Raw genomic sequence first — 16,804 nt, 5'->3', positions numbered from 1 at the left:
TCATGACGGTGCTGGCATCTCAACCCAACCCTTCAGATCTGCGAGCTGTGCCGCGTCATGTTGCCATCATTATGGATGGCAACGGGCGCTGGGCAAAGTTGCGCGGAAAGCCCCGTACGATGGGTCATCGTTCGGGGGTAGAGGCCGTGCGTCGCACCGTCGAAGCCGCAGCCGAAATCGGTATCGAGTATCTGACACTTTACGGATTTTCGACCGAGAACTGGAAACGGCCGGAAAGTGAAGTCAGCGACCTGATGGGGTTGCTTCGCCTGTTCATCAAGCGTGAACTGGCGACCCTGCACAAAAACGGGGTCCGGATCCGTATCATCGGTGACCGGACCCGTTTTGACGATGATATTCGCGTGCTTCTGGCCAATGCCGAGGAACGCACGCAGGGCAATGCCCGTTTGAACCTGACCATTGCGCTAAGCTATGGTGCGCGGGCCGAGATTGCCGATGCCATGCGCCAGATCGCGCAAAAAGTCGCAGCTGGAGAAATTCAGGCCGATGCCATCGATGAAAGCGTGGTTGAAGCGCATCTGATGACGGTCGGGATGCCCGATCCGGATCTGCTGATCCGGACCAGTGGCGAGCAGCGCATCAGCAATTTCCTGCTTTGGCAGTCGGCCTATACCGAGTTTGTGTTCGATGACGTCCTTTGGCCGGATTTCGGACGCGAACATCTTGAAAAAGCGATAGAAAACTTTGCCGGACGGGAGCGGCGTTTTGGTGCAGTCATCTGAAGCCCGACGCCAGGAAGATACAAATTCAGGATTGAAGCCACGGGTTGTTTCCGCGCTGGTGATGACACCGGTCGCGGTTGCGGCGGTATGGTTCGGGTCACCGTATTTCGAGATTCTCGTTTTTCTGTTTTCGGTTGGCATGATGTGGGAATGGACGCGGATGTGCGTTCCGGGGCATGTCAATTCGGTTTCGGTTGTTGCCGCGGTATCCCTTGCCGTTTCGATGCTGTTCATGACGACCGGGGAATATCTTCTTATCATTCCGGCGGTGTTGGTCGGGGCGGTAACCGCGGCATTGCGGCCGGGCAAGGATCGGTTTCTCGCGGCATTTGGCATTATCTATATCTCGCTTGCGGCACTGGCGGCGCACTGGCTGCGCAGCATGCATGGGGATGGTCTGCTGTTGATCATGTGGCTGTTCTTTCTTGTGTGGGCGACCGATACGGGGGCCTATGCCTTTGGCAAGGCGATTGGGGGCCCGAAACTGGCGCCGCGTTTCAGCCCCAAGAAAACCTGGGCGGGGCTTATTGGCGGCATGTTGTGTGCGATGCTGATCGGCGGGCTGATCACCTATTTCAGCGGCAATGCCATTCAGGTTTCCATCGTGCTGGCAAGCGGGGTTCTGGCGATTGTGGCACAGATCGGGGATCTTGGAGAATCAGCGCTTAAGCGCCATTTCAAGGTCAAGGACAGCAGCCACCTGATCCCGGGGCATGGCGGGGTGCTTGACCGTGCTGATGGGATGTTGTCGGTTTTTCCTGTCGCGTTTGTTATTGTGTATTTCATTGGATTGTCGTTGCGCTAGGGCAGGGTCCCTGGTTGCAGAAATCCGCTAAGCTGGTGTTTGATGACAATTAAGAAATCAGTCTGCGTGCTTGGCGTGACCGGATCGGTCGGCAGCAGCACCGTAGACATCCTGAAAGCACATTCAGACAAATATGCCGTGGATGCCGTTACGGCCCATCGAAATGTTCAAGGGTTGGCCAAGGCCGCCATTGAACTTGGTGCTGCGATGGCGGTTATCGCCGATGAAAGCCTTTATGAAGACCTGAAATCCGCCCTGTCTGGCACGGACATTCTGGTCGCGGCCGGTGATGAAGCATTGGTCGAGGCGGCATCGCGCCCGTCTGATATCGTCATTGCCGCGATCATTGGTGCAGCAGGCCTTAAGGCGACGCTGGCGGCCATTCGCCGCGGGGCGCGGGTTGGCCTTGCCAACAAGGAAACGCTGGTTTGTGCCGGTGATCTGATGATGGCGGAAGTCGCGAAATACAAGGCGACGCTGATCCCGGTTGATTCCGAACATAGTGCGATTTTCCAGGTGCTTGAACAGAAGTCGGTCGACAAGGTTGACCGTATTCTTCTGACGGCATCTGGCGGGCCATTCCGGGAATGGTCGCTTGACGATATGAAATCGGTGTCTCCAAAGCAGGCGCTGGCCCATCCCAACTGGGATATGGGGGCCAAGATTTCCATTGATTCGGCAACCATGATGAACAAGGGCCTTGAATTGATCGAGGCCTGTCGTCTGTTTCCGGTGCCTGAAGAACGCATCGAGGTTGTCGTGCATCCGCAATCTGTCGTGCATAGCATGGTGGAATATTCCGACGGATCGGTACTGGCGCAATTGGGATCGCCCGATATGCGGACCCCGATTGCCTATGCCCTTTCATGGCCGGAAAGAATACGTGTCGATGTAGCGCGTCTTGATTTTGCCACTATCGGACAGTTGAACTTTACCGCGCCGGATATGAAACGGTTCCCGGCTCTTCGTCTGGCGCGCGAAGCGCTGCGTGCGGGGGGGACGGTGCCGACGGTATTAAATGCTGCAAACGAGATTGCCGTGGGAGCGTTTCTGGGCGGAAAGCTTACCTTCCTGCAAATTGCCGAAACGGTCGAGCGCATGATGAACAGGATTGCGGCATCACCGTTACGAGATCTCGACCAGATGTTTGATCTTGATGATATGATCCGTCGTGAAACGCTGGGCCTGATCAAAACCGGTCTTTGAATACCAAAAATGCGGGGCTTGCCCCGAAAAAGGAACGTCTTTCATGGAAACCCTTCTTGCTTTTCTGTTTGTTCTTTCGGTCCTGGTGTTTGTTCATGAATATGGGCATTACTGGGTTGCGATCCGCAATGGTGTAAAGGTTGAAGCGTTTTCAATCGGATTCGGTCCGGAGCTTTTTGGCTGGTACGACAAAAAGGGCACGCGCTGGAAAGTCAGCCTTTTGCCGCTTGGCGGGTATGTCAAAATGTTTGGCGACATGAACCCGGCCAGTGCGGGGCAGCGCGACGACCTTAATGAAGAAGAACGCCAGCATGCGTTTCATCACAAAGGCCTGATGGCGCGTGCGGCCATCGTTTTTGCCGGTCCGTTGGCCAATTTCCTGTTTGCGATTGTGGTTTTCACCGTTCTGTTTGCCGCCGTTGGCCAGCAGCGCGCCCTGCCGGTGGTGGGCGAGGCGGTTGACGGCAGCCCGGCGGCGGTTGCCGGATTGCAGCCCCAGGACCGGATCAATGCGATCAATGGGCAGCCGATTGCGTGGTTTAGCGAGCTTTCGGACGTGATCCGGGGCAATGCCGGTGCGCCGGTTTCGCTTTCGGTGATGCGTGACGGACAGGAAATCGACATTCAGGTGACGCCGGAAGCCGTAACGACCGGTGAAGGTGACGACGTTCAGACATTCGGTCGTCTGGGCGTGACCGCCGGTGCGTTTGAAACCCAGCGCGATGGAATTATCGATGCGACCGGCAAGGCGTTTTCATCGACCTGGAACCTGATTTCGCAGACATTGTCGGCATTGGGTGAGATGATTTCGGGCGAACGTGACAGTTCCGAACTTGGCGGTCCGATCCGTATCGCGCAGATGTCGGGCGAGGTTGCCGAGGGGGGGATTGGACCGCTTCTGTTCTTTATGGCGTATCTTTCGATCAGCCTTGGGTTGATTAACCTGATGCCTGTTCCGGTTCTGGATGGTGGTCATCTGGTGTTTTATGCGATTGAGGCCATTCGCGGTAAGCCCTTGGGCGCAAAAGCACAAGAATATGGTTTCCGTCTTGGGGCAGGTTTGGTATTCAGCTTAATCATCTTTGCAACTTGGAACGACCTGACGCAGTTGGGCGTCTGGAATTTCTTCAAAGGCCTGGTAGGCTGATGATATACGGCATCAGGGGGTTGAATTTGCTGCGTAATGTAAAAGCGGCTGCGTTAGCAGCAGTCTTGCTTGGTGGAACCGCGCCAACCATAATTCCGATGGTGGCCTACGCGCAGGGATCAAGCGTTATTCGCGAGATCCGTGTTGACGGCAATAACCGTATCGAAAGCGAGACGGTTAACGCATACCTGTCGGTAAAAGAGGGCGATCCCTACGATCCGCAAAAAATCAACGAATCGCTGAAGTCGCTGTTTTCAACCGGCCTGTTTGCCGACGTGTCTATCGGATTTGATCAGGGCGTTCTGAAAATAAATGTGGTTGAAAACCCGATCATCAACCGTATCGCCTTTGAGGGCAACACGCGCCTGAAGGACGACGTGCTTGGTACGGAACTTCAGTTGCGCCCTCGTGTCGTTTACACCCGCACCAAGGTTCAGGCTGATGTGCAGCGTATTCTTGAGCTGTACCGTCGCTCCGGCCGGTTTGCCGCGACCGTTGAGCCCAAAGTCATTCAGCTTGAACAGAATCGTGTCGACCTTGTCTTTGAAATTGACGAGGGAGAGGCCACCGGGGTGCGCAAGGTCAACTTCGTTGGAAACAAGGCATTTGACGATGGTGAATTGTCCGAAGTTATCCGGACAACCGAAAGCGCCTGGTGGAAAATCCTGACTTCTGACGATAACTATGACCCGGATCGCGTCACGTTCGACCGCGAACTTTTGCGTCGTTACTATCTTTCGGCCGGTTATGCCGATTTCCAGGTTCTGTCTTCCGTGGCCGAACTGACGCCTGATCGGTCTGATTTCTTTATCACCTACACGGTCAGCGAAGGTCAGCGTTACAAGTTTGGCGATATCAATATCGTATCGCAGATCGACAAGATCGATCCGGCGACATTGACGCCCCTGATCGAGATTGAAAAAGGCGACTGGTACAATGCCGACCTTGTTGATGATGCGATTGATGCCCTGACCAACAGCATCGGTGACCAGGGTTATGCATTCATCGATATTCGCCCGAATATCCAGCGTGACCGCGAGACCGGCGTTATCAATATCACCTTCACCATCGCCGAAGGTCCGAAGGTTTATGTCGAACGTATCGACGTGGTTGGCAACGTCCGCACGCTTGACGAAGTTGTCCGTCGTGAATTCCGCCTTGTTGAAGGTGACGCGTTCAGCAGTTCGAAACTCAAACGTTCGCGCCAGCGTGTTGAAAACCTGAACTTCTTTAAATCGGTTGACGTCAAGACCCTGCCGGGCAGTTCGCCCGACCAGACGGTTCTTGAGGTTGATGTTGAAGAAAAGTCGACCGGCGAGTTTTCGATTGGTGCCGGGTACGGCACGGATGATGGTGCCTTCGGTCAGGCCGGTATCCGCGAACGTAACCTGCTTGGCAAAGGGCAGGACCTGCGTCTTGGCTTTACGATTGGGTCATCCAGCCAGCAGGTCGATCTGTCCTTTACCGAGCCGTACTTCCTTGATCGGGATGTCAGTGCGGGCTTTGATATCTATCGCCGCGAAGAAGACAATCAGGACGAAAGTTCATATGACGAAAAGCAGACCGGTATCGGTTTGCGGTCCGGTTTCCGTTATTCCGAAGCATTGTCGCAGTCGGTGCGTTACGGGTATGCGGTTAACGAATATTCCGACATCGATAGCGACGCATCGCGTCTGCTTCGTGAAGAAGACCCCGAGTTTTCCGAGTCAACGATTGGTCAGACGCTTACCTATGATCAGCGCGACAGCACGCTTACGCCGAAAGAAGGCTATTTCGTTCAGGTTTCTAACGATTTCGCCGGGCTCGGCGGTTCGGAAACCTATCTTCGTACACGCGTGAATGGCGGGTACTACTATCCGCTTGATCGCGAAAAGACGTGGGTGCTGTCGACCAAGGCGTCGACCGGTTACATCTTTGGTATTGGCGACGATACGCGTATTTCGCAGCGCTTCTTTACCGGTGGTGCAAACCTTCGTGGTTTTGAATCGGCCGGTGTCGGGCCGCGCGATATTGCAACGAAAGATGCGGTTGGCGGCAAATTCTTCTATACAGGTACCGTACAGATGGACTTCCCGTTAGGGTTGCCGTCCGAATTTGCACTTACAGGTCGTGTATTCAGTGATTTCGGTGCTTCCGAGGGGGTTGATGGCGCACGGCCTGGTGAAATCTATGACGAAGGTTCACTCAGGGCGTCTGTTGGTTTTGGGGTAGGCTGGGAATCTCCGTTTGGCCCGATTGGTGTTGACCTTTCGCAGGCTGTTCTCAAAGAAGACTTCGACAAAGAGGAAGTGTTCCGACTGAGTTTCGGAACCAGATTCTGATGAAAATGATGAAATCTATCCAGACCGCCTTACTTGCGATTGTTCTGGCATTCGCATCAGTAACAATGGCGTCGGCGCAGGAAAATGCCGCCGGGAATACTGAGGCCGTTGTGATGATTGTCGATTTTGAAGGCATTATGCGTGAAGCATCTGCCATGCAGGATATGACAAAGCAGATCAAAACGCGTCAGGAAGCCTATCAGCAGGAAATCGAAAAGCGCCAGCAGGGCCTGCGGAAGGAAGAGCAGGAAATCGCCCAGCAGCGAACCCTTCTGTCTGCCGATGTCATTCAGCAGAAACAGAAAGAATTTCAGCAGAAAGTTGCCGATTTTCAGAAGTTTGCACAGGGGCGCAACCGTATTCTGGATCAGGCGCTTAATGAATCGCGCGTGAAATTCCAGAAAACGCTGATTGAAGTAATTGCCGATGTTGCCGAGCAGCGCAAGGCAACGCTGGTACTGCACAAAAGTCAGGTGATCCTGCATGCCAACGCCATGGATGCGTCCAAGGAAGTATTTGACCTTGTGAACAAGGCCATGCCGACCCTTACCGTCGAGTTCAAGGAAGCCTCCTGATGGCTGATTCCCGGTTTTTCAAACGCAAGGGACCGTTCAGCGTTCAGGAAATTGCCGAACTGACCGGAGCGGAACTGGTGAATGCACCTGATCCGTCACGCCGCTTTGATGATGTGTCACCGCTTCAGAATGCGGATGCATCGATCCTGAGCTTCTTTGACAATCGCAAATATCTTGATGCCTTTGTCAGCAGTTCTGCCGGCGGGTGTTTTGTCCGGCCAGAGTTCGTTGATCGTGCGCCTGCCGATATGGTGCTGTTCACGACCAGCGATCCGTACCGGGCATATGCCAAGGCGGCAACGGCATATTATCCGTTTGACGCCGCCAATGGTGTTGTTTCACCGCACGCGATTGTCGCCGATACCGCCATGATCGGCAAAGGTGTTCAGATCGACGCCGGGGCCGTGATTGGCGAGAATTGCGAAATTGGCGATGGCGTCATCATTTCCAGCAATGCGGTGATCGGTGAAGGTGTCGTGATCGGGGCCGGAAGCAGGATCGGTGCCGGGGCGACAATCAGCCATTGCCTGATTGGCAATCTGTGCCTGATTTATCCGGGTGCTCGCATCGGGCAGGATGGTTTCGGATTTGCCATGGGCGCACAGGGGCACCTTAAAGTGCCACAGCTTGGCCGTGTCGTGATTGGCAATGATGTCGAAGTCGGGGCCAATTCGACAATCGACCGGGGGGCAGGGCCTGATACGGTGATTGGCAATGGTTGCCGTATCGACAACCTTGTTCAGATCGGCCATAACGTCGAACTTGGCATGGGATGTGTTATCGTTTCCCAGGTCGGGATTTCAGGATCGACCAAGCTTGGCAATTTTGTTGTTGCCGCGGGTCAGGCCGGGATTACCGGACATCTTGAAATTGGTGATGGCGCGAAAATTGCCGCGCAATCTGGTGTCATGAAAAATATCGGCGCGGGCGAAACCGTTGGCGGCAGCCCCGCTGTGCCGGTAATGGAATATCATAAACAGACCGTGGCCTTATCGCGGCTGATACGGAAAAAGAAGTAAGGGCAATACCTATGACCGAATTGGTAAGTGTTGATATTCAGCGCATTCTGGAAATGATTCCGCATCGTTATCCGTTCCTGCTGATCGACAAGGTTGTTGATATTGCTGTCGACGATTCTGCTGTTGGCATCAAAAACGTGACGATGAACGAACCGCAATTTACCGGCCATTTCCCGGAACAGCCGATCATGCCTGGCGTTCTGATCATCGAAAGCATGGCGCAGACGGCGGCCATTCTTGTGGTTCAGACCCTTGGTGAGGATGCCGAAGGCAAGCTGGTTTATTTCATGAGTATTGATAACGCACGGTTCCGCAAGCCGGTTGTGCCGGGTGACGTCATGCATATTCATGTGAAGAAAAAACAGAGCCGTGGCCCGGTCTGGAAGTTTGAAAGTGAAGTCCGCGTTAACGATCAGGTCGTTGCAGAAGCCACCATCGCCGCGATGATCCGGGGCAACTGATAATGTCAAAAGTGCATCCAACCGCCATTGTCGAAGACGGCGCCCAGATTGGCCAGGATGTAGAAATCGGTCCGTACTGTGTTGTCGGACCGCAGGCGGTTCTGGGTGATCGCGTCAAGCTGCACAGCCATGTCGTGGTCGCCGGAATTACGTCAATCGGTGAAGACAGTACGATCTTTCCGTTTGCGTCAGTTGGTCATGCGCCGCAGGATTTGAAATTCAAGAACGAGCCATCGCGTCTGATCATTGGCAAACGCAACAAGATCCGCGAAGGGGCGACCCTTAATCCCGGCACAGAAGGCGGCGGGATGGAGACCACGATTGGTGATGACTGCCTGTTTATGGCAGGCGCGCATGTCGGGCATGACTGCCATATTGGCAATCATTGCATTCTGGTCAATAACGGGACCCTTGCTGGCCATGTCATGGTCGACGATTTTGCAATTGTCGGCGGCCTTTCAGCGGTGCATCAGTTTGTCCGCATTGGCAAACATGCGATGATCGGCGGCATGACCGGTGTTGAAAGCGATATCATTCCTTATGGTTCGGTGATTGGTAACCGTGCTTATCTTTCGGGGCTTAACCTTGTCGGGTTGAAGCGCCGCGGATTTGATCGCGAGACCATTCATGCGCTTCGCAAGGCGTATCGTCTTTTGTTTGCGCAGGAAGGTACGCTTGCCGAGCGGGTTGAGGAAGTCTCGAAAGATTTCGAGGATGTCGGGCCGGTCATGGAAATCATCACCTTCCTGAAAGCGGAAAGCATGCGTTCCGTATGTACGCCGAAATATGACAGCTCCGCAGGATAACCCCGCAGCAAAGCTTGGTATCATTGCCGGAGGGGGGGCGCTTCCCGCCCGTTTGGCGGCTGCGGCGACGGCTGCCGGGCGGGATGTTTTTATCGTGAAGCTTGATGCCCATGCCGATGATCCGGCATTGGATGCATATCCCCATACGTCGCTTCGCATCGGGGCGGCGGCCAGAATCCTTGATCGTCTGAAATCCGAAGAATGCCGTGATGTTGTCCTTGCGGGCAAGGTTGAACGTCCGTCATTTGCATCGATCCGGCCCGATTGGCGGGCGGCGAAATTGCTGATGAAAGTCGGGATGAAGTCGCTTGGCGATGATGGTTTGCTGCGTCTGGTTGCCGGTGAGCTTGAACGTGACGGTTTCCGTCTGGTCGGCGCACACGAGATTTTGGGCGACCTCGCGGTTGAGGAAGGTGTTCTGGGCAAGGTGAAGCCCGATGCACAGGCGATGGCCGATGCACAGCACGGTCTGAAGGTTGCCCGGGTTTTGGGTGCCGCCGATGTCGGGCAGGGCTGTGTCGTGCAGCAGGGACTTGTTCTGGCACTTGAAGCCATCGAGGGCACGGATGAAATGATCCGGCGATCTGCCGACTATCGCCGCGAAGGTGTTGGCGGTGTTCTGGTGAAGTCGGCAAAGCCGCAGCAGGACAGGCGTCTTGACCTTCCGGCGATTGGTCTTTCGACCGTGGAAAATGCGCACGATGCCGGATTGCGCGGCATAGCTTTGCTTGTGGGGGGCACGATGATCATTGATCGCGAGAAAACCGTCAAACGTGCCGATGAACTTGGATTGTTCATTGTCGGGATTTCGGTGCAGGAACCGGCACAGGATGAATAAACCAAAAATCCAGACCGCGAAAATCATGCTGGTGGCCGGCGAGGCATCCGGGGATCAGTTGGGGGGGCGGTTAATGGCGGCCATAAAGGCGCGTCATCCCGAAATCCGTTTCATCGGTGTTGGTGGCCCGCGCATGACGGGGGAGGGGCTTGAGAGCCTGTTTCCGATGGACGAGATGTCGGTCATGGGCCTTGCCGAGGTCCTGCCGCATATCCCGCATTTGTTAAAACGTATCCGCCAGACGGCGGAATATGCGATTGAACAGCAACCCGATGTGGTGATCACCATTGATGCCCCGGATTTCAGTTTTCGCGTTGGCAAGAAGCTGAAAGGAAGGGGCATTCCGCTGGTGCATTATGTTGCGCCGTCGGTCTGGGCATGGCGGCCGGGGCGGGCAAAGAAGATTGCGGGTTTCCTCGATCATTTGTTGGCGTTGCTGCCGTTCGAGCCGCCCTATTTCGAGCGGGTTGGGCTTCCGACCAGCTTTATCGGGCATTCCGCGGTCGAGGAACGGCATGGCGGCGATGCGGACCGATTCCGTGAACAGCACGGTATCGCACCGGACTGCAAAATCCTGACGGTTCTTCCGGGCAGTCGCAATTCGGAAGTCGCCCGTCTGTTGCCGGTTTTCCGAGATGTCTGCGAACGGCTGGCCGGGGATTTCCCCGATGCCAGGATTGTTGTGCCGACGGTGAGCAAGGTTGCACAGGTTGTCGGTGATGCGGTTGCCGACTGGCCGCTGCGCCCGATTGTCGTGACCGGGGATCAGGACAGGCGCGATGCGTTTGCCGCGTCCCATGCGGCCCTTGCGGCATCCGGGACCGTGTCGCTTGAACTAGCGATAACGGGGGTGCCGCATGTGATCGGCTATAAATTAAGCCCGATTACGGCATGGATTGCACGGCGATTGTTGCGGATTGATACGGTGACCATCGTCAATCTGGTGCTTGGCAAAAAGCTTGTGCCGGAATTCCTGCAACAGGATTGCACGCCGAACCGTATCGTGCCGGTTCTGAAATCGCTTATGGCCGACGGCGAAGGTCGGGCGGCGCAACTGGACGGGTTCGACGCGGCCACAACCATGCTTGGCTTTGGCGACCGGCCGCCGAGCGAGAAGGCCGCGGACGTCATCCTTGAAATCATAGAGAAAAATTCATCTGCCAAGACTGGCATTAGCGGGCAATAACGCATAGTTTGGCGTCATTGACCAATCAATGACGGAGGCATTTCCAATGCGTTATTTGCACACCATGGTGCGTGTCGAGGATGTGGATGCATCCATGCGTTTCTACTGCGAACTGCTTGGCATGAAAGAAACCCGGCGCATTGAAAGCGAGAAGGGGCGTTTCACCCTGATTTATCTTGCGCCGCCTGCCGATGAAGCCAGTGCCAAGGCCAACAAGGCCCCGGAACTTGAACTGACTTATAACTGGGACCCGGAAAGCTATTCCGGCGGGCGCAATTTCGGCCATCTTGCCTATGAGGTCGACGATATTTATGCGCTTTGCCAGAAGCTGATGGATGCGGGTGTCACCATTAACCGTCCGCCGCGCGATGGCCATATGGCGTTTGTCCGTTCGCCGGACGGGATTTCGATTGAATTCCTGCAAAAGGGCGAAAGCCTTGCCCCGGCCGAGCCATGGGCCAGCATGGAAAACACCGGCTCCTGGTAACGCAGCACCCAATTGATCAAAACGCAAAAAGGCCCGGAATGATCCGGGCCTTTTCTGTATCAATCGTGGCGCAGATTAACGCTTGTTGACCGGAACGAACGGACGTTCGGAAACACCGGTGAACAACTGGCGCGGACGGCCGATTTTCTGCGACGGATCTTCGATCATTTCTTTCCACTGGGCGATCCAGCCGACGGTACGGGCAACTGCGAACAGCACGGTGAACATGCTTTCCGGGATGCCCATCGCCTTGAAGATGATGCCCGAATAGAAATCGACGTTCGGATAGAGTTTCTTCTCGATGAAGTACTCGTCTTCGCGTGCGATGCGTTCGAGTTCCTGTGCAACGTCAAGCAGCGGGTCCTGTACGTTGAGTTCTTTGAGAACTTCGTGGCAGGTTTCCTGCATGACCTTGGCGCGCGGGTCGTAGTTTTTGTAAACCCGGTGACCAAAGCCCATCAGACGGAACGGATCGTTCTTGTCTTTTGCCTTGTTGACGAATTCCGGAATGTTTTTCACATCGCCGATTTCGTTGAGCATTTTCAGAACGGCTTCGTTCGCACCGCCATGTGCCGGACCCCAGAGGGAGGCAATACCGGCAGCGATACATGCAAAGGGATTTGCCCCCGAAGAACCGGCCAGACGGACGGTCGAGGTCGATGCGTTCTGTTCGTGGTCGGCATGAAGGATCAGGATACGATCCATTGCGCGCGCAAGGACCGGGTTGACTTCATAGTCTTCGCACGGGTTGCCGAACATCATCTGCAGGAAGTTTTCTGCATAGCCGAGTTTGTTGTTCGGATAACGGAACGGCTGACCGATCGAGTATTTATACGCCATCGCAGCGATGGTCGGCATTTTCGCGATCAGGCGATAGGCCGAGATCAGGCGCTGGTTCGGGTCGTTGATGTCGGTGCTGTCATGATAGAAAGCAGACATCGCGCCAACCACACCGCACATAATGGCCATCGGGTGGGCGTCGCGGCGGAAACCGTTATAGAAATTGCGCATCTGCTCATGCACCATGGTGTGCATGGTGATGTCATTTTCAAATTGCGCCTTGTCTTTTGCATTCGGCAGATCGCCGTAAATCAGCAAATAGCAAACTTCGAGGAAATCGGATTGTTCGGCAAGCTCATCAATGGCATAGCCGCGGTGACGCAGGATGCCGACATCGCCGTCAATATAGGTCAGCTCGGACTGGCAGGAGCCGGTCGAGGTGAAGCCCGGGTCATAGGTGAAATATCCGGTTTCGGAGTAGAGTTTCCGAATGTCGATTACAGACGGACCAACGCTACCCTCGATCACCGGCAATTCGATCGACTTGCCAGTGGCATTGTCGGTCAGTGTCACGGTGTGGGAAGTCTTGGAATTCTGAGCCATGACTATTTTTCCTTCCCTGTTTGAACGAACACGGTTTTCAAGTTGTGTGCAGCATAGTGCTGCGGCGCACAAAGCGCAAATTCAGTGTTTAAGTTTTTTATTTTACGCTGTTATTGGGCATCGAATTTGCGGATGCGTTTCAGCGTTTGGGATTTGCCAAGCACGATCATTACTTCGAAGATGCCAGGCGATGAGTTGGAACCGGTGAGCACGGCCCGCAAGGGCTGCGCGACTTTGCCGAGCTTCTGATCGAGTTTTTCGGCAATGTTGCGAACGCTTGCGTCAACGTTCTCTTCGGTCCAGCTTTCAAGCGCGTCGAGTTCCTTTGCCAGTTCGGCAAATAGGCCTTCGGGGGCGCTATCAATCAGGGACTGAGCTTTCTCGTTAAACGACATGACGCCGTCCGTAACATAGAAGGCCGAAGAGTCGGCGAGCTCGATGAGTGTCTTGGCTCTTTCTTTAAGCCCTGACATGCCTTTGATCAAGATTTCTTTTTGCGCTGCGTCAATTGCATCGACGCCAATCTGTTTTGCGATCAGCGGTGCGATGTCGTTTGCAAGGCGGGTATCGTCTGCCTGACGCAGATAAACGCCATTGAGGTTGGTCAGTTTGGCGAAGTCGAAACGCGCCGCACCCTTGCCAACATCTTTGATGTCAAACCATTCAATGGCCTGTTCCTGGGAAATGATTTCCTCGTCCCCGTGACCCCAGCCAAGACGCAGCAGGTAGTTGTTTACCGCTTCGGGCAGGAAACCCATTTCATCGCGATAGGCATCAACACCCAGCGCACCATGGCGTTTGGACAGCTTTGCGCCGTCCGGGCCGTGGATCAGCGGAATATGGGCAAAGGTCGGGACATCCCACCCCATCGCATCATAAAGGGCCTTCTGGCGGAAGGCATTGGTCAAATGGTCATCGCCACGGATCACGTGAGTAATGCCCATATCGTGGTCATCGACAACGACCGACAGCATATAGGTCGGGGTGCCATCGCCACGCAGAATAACGTAATCGTCAAGCTGTTCATTGGCAACGCGGACATCGCCCTGTACCTGATCGGAAATCACGGCATCGCCGTCCTGCGGTGCCTTCAGACGCACGACAGGCTTGACGCCAGCCGGGGCGTCGGATGCATCGCGGTCGCGCCAGGTGCCGTCATATTTCATCGGGCGGCCTTCGGCGCGGGCCTTTTCGCGCATTTCCTGAAGTTCTTGCTGCGAGCAATAGCAATAATAGGCTTTTCCGGCCTTGATCAGTTCATGGGCGACTTCGGCGTGGCGGTCGCGACGGGCGAACTGGAAGGTCGGTTCTTCGTCTGCGGTCAGGCCAAGCCAGCTTAGCCCATCGAAAATGGCTTCTACGGCCTCGGGGGTGGACCGTTCCCGGTCGGTGTCTTCGATGCGCAGCAGGAATTTGCCGCCGGTGTGTTTGGCATAAAGCCAGTTATAAAGGGCGGTGCGTGCGCCGCCGATATGCAGAAACCCGGTCGGAGACGGGGCAAAACGGGTAACAACCGTCATTCACTCTATCCGTTGGCTGGATGTTGTTGCTTGTCGTAATGACTTTTGGCGTGCACGCTATAACACATATGCGGCGGTGTTGCACCACAGCCGATGATAGATAGAAACTGTGCGCCGGGCAGGCTATTGTACATTCGTCGAATAAGTCGTGATGGAATTAATAAAAATCAATATGTTGCGAGAATATTTTCGCAAACAGGATTGTTGTTGGCCGCGCGCAGAAATTCCTGGATCCTGTGCACGGTTATATTCTTCGGGTTGGGATGTGCGGCGTATTTTTCTCTCCCTGCGCGCCTGACGGTACAGCAAACCGGCCTTGCGGTGATTCTTTTGCTGTCCGGATTGTGGATTTCGCGACGCTGGGTTTTGCCATTCTTTGGCATTCTGCTGCTGGCGGGTTTTTGTGGCGGGTTGCTGATTGCATCCATCCATCTTGGAAGGGCGCCATCCGGGCTTCTGACCAAGACGCTTTACATGACAGAGATCGAAGGCGACATCACGCTTCTGGAACCACGAGGCGGCAGGATGCGCATGACCGTGGCACCAATGCGGATCGCGGGGCTTGAGGACCGGGCATTTGACTGGAAGGTGCGATTGAGCCTTCCAGGTGGCGATGAGCTTTCCGTCGGGGATCATATCGTGGCAACGGCACGGCTGTTTCCGTTGCGTGCAGCGTCCGTGCCGGGCGACCCGGATTTTTCACGCGGATTATATCTGGACGGGATCGGGGCGACCGGGTTTGTTTTCGGCCATAAATATAGTGTGACCAAGAAGGCCGAAACAGGAATGATGCAGCCGGTTTCGGACCGGATCGAAAGTCTGCGCCTGACGATCATGACGGCAATCGATCAGAGCCTTACCGGCGCAGAGGCCGGGATTGCCAAGGCACTGATTGTCGGCGAACGCGGCGATGTCAGTGCGGAAATTGCCGATGATCTTCGCAAATCGGGATTGGCGCATCTTCTGGCGATTTCCGGGCTGCATATGGGGCTTTTAAGCGGGACGGTTTTCTTTTTCCTGCGGTTTGGCATGGCGGCCATTCCCGCCCTTGCGCTGCGGTTTCCGATCAAGAAATGGGCGGCTATCGGGGCGATGGGCGCAGCCGTGATCTATCTTGGCCTGTCAGGGGCCAGTGTTCCGACGCAGCGTGCCTTTGTGACGTTGACGATTGTCTGGGTTGCGTTGCTGCTGGATCGGCGGGCGATATCGTTGCGGCTGGTGGCGTTTGCGGCGCTGGTTGTTCTGATCCTGCGGCCCGATGCGGTATTGGGGCCAAGCTTTCAGCTTTCCTTTGCGGCGGTGTCGGTTCTGGTGGCGTTTTATGATGGCCCGGGCAGGCGATGGTTTGACAAGTCGGGGGATCGGTCATGGCTATTCCGGCTTTGGCTGTTTTTTGCCGGGCTGGTGATGACCGGGTTGCTGGTTACGGCGGTGACCGCGCCGATCATCGGGTTTCATTTTGGGCGGATTTCGATGATCGGGATCGTGTCCAACCTGATTGCCATTCCGGTGATGGCGTTCTGGGTGATGCCGCTGATTGTGGCGACGCTTGTTCTGATGCCGTTCGGGGCCGGGGGACTGGCATTGTGGTTGATGAAGCCGGGACTGACATTGTTGATTGAAACCGCAAGCCTTGCCGCCGATCAGGCCTGGGGGCTTTGGCATGTCGAGCAGTTTAGTGCCGTATTTGCCATCGGCATCATGATGGCGATGGCCTGGTGGCTGGTCTGGCGGGGGAACGCGATTGCCCGGTTGGCTGTCATTCCGCTATGCGTGGCGATTGCGGCGCAAATCCTGTATCGCCCGGCGGATATTCTGGTTTCGGGGGATCAGGAAAGCTGGGCAATTCGCGACAGGGTGCGCGACAAACTTGTCCTGCCCGAAGGCATTTCGGATTTTCAGCAGTCGGTCTGGATGGCGCGATTTGGTATCGCCGATCATGATGCCAGCAATGTCATCGAAAAATGCGACGCAACGGTTTGTTCCGTCAGGATCGCCGGACGGCAGGTGATCATTGCCAATGATCTTGCCAATCCGTTCTATGCATGCCGCCATGGCGATATGATCATCAGCCTGAAACGCGATATGCCGCATGATATCTGTGCGCCGGATGTGACTGTCATCGATGATGACCTGTTGTGGTGGCAGGGGGGCGTATCGGTTGCGTTGCGGCCCGATGCCGCCCCGGTGATCGAAACCGTGCGTGAAACGTCCGGCATCTGGCCGTGGATTATCATCGGAGGCAGGGTGGTCAAATAAAAAACGCCGTCAGGCAAGGCCGACGGCGTTTCTTTCGGTTTGTTCGGT

At 55.3% G+C, this 16,804-nt stretch carries 15 protein-coding genes; 13 read left to right on the top strand and 2 right to left on the bottom strand.

The window, feature by feature from the left end:
- Positions 1-2 precede the first annotated feature (2 nt).
- Genes P8T57_RS19910 through P8T57_RS19855 form a run of 12 tightly spaced genes read left to right on the top strand, consistent with a single transcriptional unit; the run spans position 3 to position 11,594 of the window.
- The gene (locus tag P8T57_RS19910) at positions 3-743 is read left to right on the top strand and encodes an isoprenyl transferase (protein ID WP_037991291.1); all 741 of its coding nucleotides are present in this window, start codon (positions 3-5) and stop codon (positions 741-743) included.
- The gene (locus P8T57_RS19905; protein WP_223305109.1) at positions 730-1,548 is read left to right on the top strand and encodes a phosphatidate cytidylyltransferase; all 819 of its coding nucleotides are present in this window, start codon (positions 730-732) and stop codon (positions 1,546-1,548) included. Before P8T57_RS19910 ends, P8T57_RS19905 begins: the two co-directional genes overlap by 14 nt.
- A 42-nt stretch (positions 1,549-1,590) precedes the next feature.
- Entirely contained in the window at positions 1,591-2,754 is a 1,164-nt protein-coding gene (locus tag P8T57_RS19900) for a 1-deoxy-D-xylulose-5-phosphate reductoisomerase (protein ID WP_037991289.1), read from the top strand.
- A 43-nt stretch (positions 2,755-2,797) separates the two neighbouring features.
- Positions 2,798-3,901, top strand: coding sequence for an RIP metalloprotease RseP (gene rseP, locus P8T57_RS19895; protein WP_071239936.1), 1,104 nt, complete (start codon positions 2,798-2,800; stop codon positions 3,899-3,901).
- Positions 3,902-3,927: 26 nt separating this feature from the next.
- Complete coding sequence (bamA, locus tag P8T57_RS19890; RefSeq protein WP_240478844.1) at positions 3,928-6,222, top strand: outer membrane protein assembly factor BamA; 2,295 nt, start codon at positions 3,928-3,930, stop codon at positions 6,220-6,222.
- Complete coding sequence (locus tag P8T57_RS19885; protein WP_007089440.1) at positions 6,222-6,797, top strand: OmpH family outer membrane protein; 576 nt, start codon at positions 6,222-6,224, stop codon at positions 6,795-6,797. Before bamA ends, P8T57_RS19885 begins: the two co-directional genes overlap by 1 nt.
- Positions 6,797-7,816 (top strand): UDP-3-O-(3-hydroxymyristoyl)glucosamine N-acyltransferase, encoded by a 1,020-nt coding sequence (gene lpxD / locus P8T57_RS19880; RefSeq protein ID WP_063091923.1) that lies wholly within the window; start codon positions 6,797-6,799, stop codon positions 7,814-7,816. Before P8T57_RS19885 ends, lpxD begins: the two co-directional genes overlap by 1 nt.
- An 11-nt stretch (positions 7,817-7,827) precedes the next feature.
- Positions 7,828-8,277, top strand: coding sequence for a 3-hydroxyacyl-ACP dehydratase FabZ (gene fabZ, locus P8T57_RS19875; RefSeq protein WP_007089442.1), 450 nt, complete (start codon positions 7,828-7,830; stop codon positions 8,275-8,277).
- Between the two features lie 2 nt (positions 8,278-8,279).
- On the top strand, positions 8,280-9,083 hold the full coding sequence (gene lpxA, locus P8T57_RS19870; protein ID WP_007089443.1) for an acyl-ACP--UDP-N-acetylglucosamine O-acyltransferase: 804 nt from the start codon (positions 8,280-8,282) through the stop codon (positions 9,081-9,083).
- A complete protein-coding gene (lpxI, locus tag P8T57_RS19865) occupies positions 9,064-9,921 on the top strand; it encodes a UDP-2,3-diacylglucosamine diphosphatase LpxI (RefSeq protein ID WP_341364086.1) in 858 nt (285 codons plus the stop codon). Before lpxA ends, lpxI begins: the two co-directional genes overlap by 20 nt.
- A complete protein-coding gene (gene lpxB / locus P8T57_RS19860) occupies positions 9,914-11,107 on the top strand; it encodes a lipid-A-disaccharide synthase (RefSeq protein ID WP_341364085.1) in 1,194 nt (397 codons plus the stop codon). Before lpxI ends, lpxB begins: the two co-directional genes overlap by 8 nt.
- 46 nt (positions 11,108-11,153) lie before the next feature.
- On the top strand, positions 11,154-11,594 hold the full coding sequence (locus P8T57_RS19855) for a VOC family protein (RefSeq protein WP_007089446.1): 441 nt from the start codon (positions 11,154-11,156) through the stop codon (positions 11,592-11,594).
- A 75-nt stretch (positions 11,595-11,669) separates the two neighbouring features.
- On the opposite strand, the gene P8T57_RS19850 is transcribed toward P8T57_RS19855, so the two are convergent.
- Positions 11,670-12,977 carry a citrate synthase gene (locus P8T57_RS19850; RefSeq protein ID WP_007089447.1) on the bottom strand — a complete coding sequence of 436 codons (1,308 nt, stop codon included), beginning with the start codon at positions 12,975-12,977 and terminating at the stop codon, positions 11,670-11,672.
- A 110-nt stretch (positions 12,978-13,087) separates the two neighbouring features.
- Positions 13,088-14,497 carry a glutamate--tRNA ligase gene (gene gltX, locus P8T57_RS19845; protein ID WP_007089448.1) on the bottom strand — a complete coding sequence of 470 codons (1,410 nt, stop codon included), beginning with the start codon at positions 14,495-14,497 and terminating at the stop codon, positions 13,088-13,090.
- 207 nt (positions 14,498-14,704) lie between these two features.
- Here gltX and P8T57_RS19840 point away from each other — a divergent pair, with 207 nt between their 5' ends.
- Entirely contained in the window at positions 14,705-16,756 is a 2,052-nt protein-coding gene (locus tag P8T57_RS19840) for a ComEC/Rec2 family competence protein (RefSeq protein ID WP_341364084.1), read from the top strand.
- Positions 16,757-16,804 lie beyond the last annotated feature (48 nt).

This window comes from Thalassospira sp. SN3W (assembly GCF_038070535.1).
GTDB classification, from domain to species: Bacteria; Pseudomonadota; Alphaproteobacteria; order Rhodospirillales; family Thalassospiraceae; genus Thalassospira; species Thalassospira xiamenensis.
The sequence above is the reverse complement of the archived record's forward strand: the minus strand, read 5'-3'. Positions and strand labels throughout refer to the sequence as shown.

Bases quoted from the DNA above. Each gene is read 5' to 3' on its own strand.
- P8T57_RS19885 (WP_007089440.1), top strand. From the start codon at position 6,222: ATGAAAATGATGAAATCTATCCAGACCGCCTTACTTGCGATTGTTCTG.
- lpxI (WP_341364086.1), top strand. From the start codon at position 9,064: ATGACAGCTCCGCAGGATAACCCCGCAGCAAAGCTTGGTATCATTGCC.
- lpxB (WP_341364085.1), top strand. From the start codon at position 9,914: ATGAATAAACCAAAAATCCAGACCGCGAAAATCATGCTGGTGGCCGGC.
- P8T57_RS19855 (WP_007089446.1), top strand. From the start codon at position 11,154: ATGCGTTATTTGCACACCATGGTGCGTGTCGAGGATGTGGATGCATCC.
- P8T57_RS19910 (WP_037991291.1), top strand. From the start codon at position 3: ATGACGGTGCTGGCATCTCAACCCAACCCTTCAGATCTGCGAGCTGTG.
- P8T57_RS19900 (WP_037991289.1), top strand. From the start codon at position 1,591: ATGACAATTAAGAAATCAGTCTGCGTGCTTGGCGTGACCGGATCGGTC.
- gltX (WP_007089448.1), bottom strand. From the start codon at position 14,497: ATGACGGTTGTTACCCGTTTTGCCCCGTCTCCGACCGGGTTTCTGCAT.
- P8T57_RS19850 (WP_007089447.1), bottom strand. From the start codon at position 12,977: ATGGCTCAGAATTCCAAGACTTCCCACACCGTGACACTGACCGACAAT.
- rseP (WP_071239936.1), top strand. From the start codon at position 2,798: ATGGAAACCCTTCTTGCTTTTCTGTTTGTTCTTTCGGTCCTGGTGTTT.
- fabZ (WP_007089442.1), top strand. From the start codon at position 7,828: ATGACCGAATTGGTAAGTGTTGATATTCAGCGCATTCTGGAAATGATT.
- lpxA (WP_007089443.1), top strand. From the start codon at position 8,280: ATGTCAAAAGTGCATCCAACCGCCATTGTCGAAGACGGCGCCCAGATT.
- lpxD (WP_063091923.1), top strand. From the start codon at position 6,797: ATGGCTGATTCCCGGTTTTTCAAACGCAAGGGACCGTTCAGCGTTCAG.